Origin of the sequence: Vibrio sp. MOR3 (genome assembly GCF_001557775.1) — a bacterium.
In the GTDB taxonomy this organism is placed as follows: domain Bacteria; phylum Pseudomonadota; class Gammaproteobacteria; order Enterobacterales; family Vibrionaceae; genus Vibrio; species Vibrio jasicida.
Window position 1 is genome coordinate 1 of sequence record NZ_LNRD01000035.1, and the last position, 1,505, is coordinate 1,505.

The window sequence follows — 1,505 nt, forward strand, 5'->3', positions numbered from 1 at the left end:
CTGTCTCTTGATCACAAGTCTAGTGATCAAGAGACATTGCGAGTTCGTAGCCTTCAAGGATGGTTTGTAGTTTAAACCACCCTTCCCAAAGCACCTTTATTGAAGCTCTACCCGTCCTCTTGGTATCTTTCCAACCGCCTAATTTAGCAAGATTTTTGTACGCCCAGCCCATATCGGGCACTTCTTTAGGTAACGCCTTACTTTCTAGTTTCAACCACAGTAGCTTCCAAGCTTTTTGGCCCAATACCTTTTCACAACTTTCTTTCGTTAGCTCATCAACTTCTTTAATGAAGCGTAACGCCAATAAACGCGTAGCAACAAAGGCATAGATGACACTTAATCTCTCTAAGTTATCTTTACTTTGTAGCCTGAGTGACTCCACATCTGTCCCTTCACTTTTCCAGACTTTATGGAAATCTTCAATCAGCCATCGGCGCTCGTAATAACTGATAATTCTCATAGCGTCTTCAACGTTGTTTATTGGCTCCGACGTCAAGAGGTGCCATGCTAACTTGTCTTTTGATGTCCCTTGCTCAAGGCAACCAACATAATAAACAGGTATGCCTGCGTGCTCTTTTTTGTTTGCCGGAGCCTTTAATGTCACCTGACCATATTTAACATCAAGCTTTACATCTCTCGCTTTTCTCCCTCCTTTTTGGGGGATGGTAAGCTCTTTTGTCTCGACGCTTGGTAAGGCTTGCGCATAGTCATATAGCTTTTGAGCGTGCTCTTCTAGACAACGACTTTGCATTGAGCGAACGACAAAGCGCTGCTGATGTTGACGTTTATAAGTTAAGTATTCGAATAGGTCAGCTTCTCGGTCACAGACCGAGATAACATCTAACATTTTATCCCCTAGACGTTCAACGACACGACGAGAAGCTTGCTCCCATTTGTAACTCTCTTTCTCCTTATAAGGACGAGTCGCGTGTTGATGCTTTTGCCCACGCTTGGTTATATCTCGGCTCCATCGCTGCTGCTCTATCAGACCGACAATGGTTTGGCTTTGTGGTGCAAAAAGTAACGTCGAATGTACGTGGAGAGCTCGAGTTCTATCGCCTTGATTAGTATGCCCGAGCTCCTCTTTTATACTTCGATGAGGAAAACTGAGCGTTGTTGTATCTTCAAGCGCGAGTAATTCCTCATGCTCGTTAGCTCGAGATACAGTTGATTGAAAACCTGCTTCAGCGATGTCTTTTGCATCAATGTTTTCATTGCGGATAAAGCGATATGCACCTTCCATATCGGCGGGAGAAAAAGGAAGTTTAGCCACGGAGACTCCTGGTTGATTAGCAATGGAAGTCGCTAAACTGATGAGGCGTTGTGTTCTTCGAGGGTCTTTAAGTTGTGCTTGTCCAAATTGTTCTTGTGCCCAAAGTTTAGCGTCTGAGTGTGTCATCTTAGTGTTTCAGTAAGGATTACTAAGTGATCAGATCACACACACTTGAAAGAGTTCAAAAAAAATCCCCAAGCTACAAGCTTGGGGATTTGTGTATAAGAGACAG

At 43.7% G+C, this 1,505-nt stretch carries 1 protein-coding gene; it reads right to left on the minus strand.

Features of this window, described 5'->3' with window-relative positions; all coding sequences use genetic code 11:
• Positions 1-19: 19 nt before the first annotated feature.
• Positions 20-1,399 (minus strand): IS4 family transposase, encoded by a 1,380-nt coding sequence (locus ATB76_RS26680; RefSeq protein WP_061036398.1) that lies wholly within the window; start codon positions 1,397-1,399, stop codon positions 20-22.
• Positions 1,400-1,505 lie beyond the last annotated feature (106 nt).

What these genes read in the sequence shown, in the direction of transcription:
- ATB76_RS26680 (WP_061036398.1), bottom strand. Translation starts at nt 1,399, where the DNA reads ATGACACACTCAGACGCTAAACTTTGGGCACAAGAACAATTTGGACAA.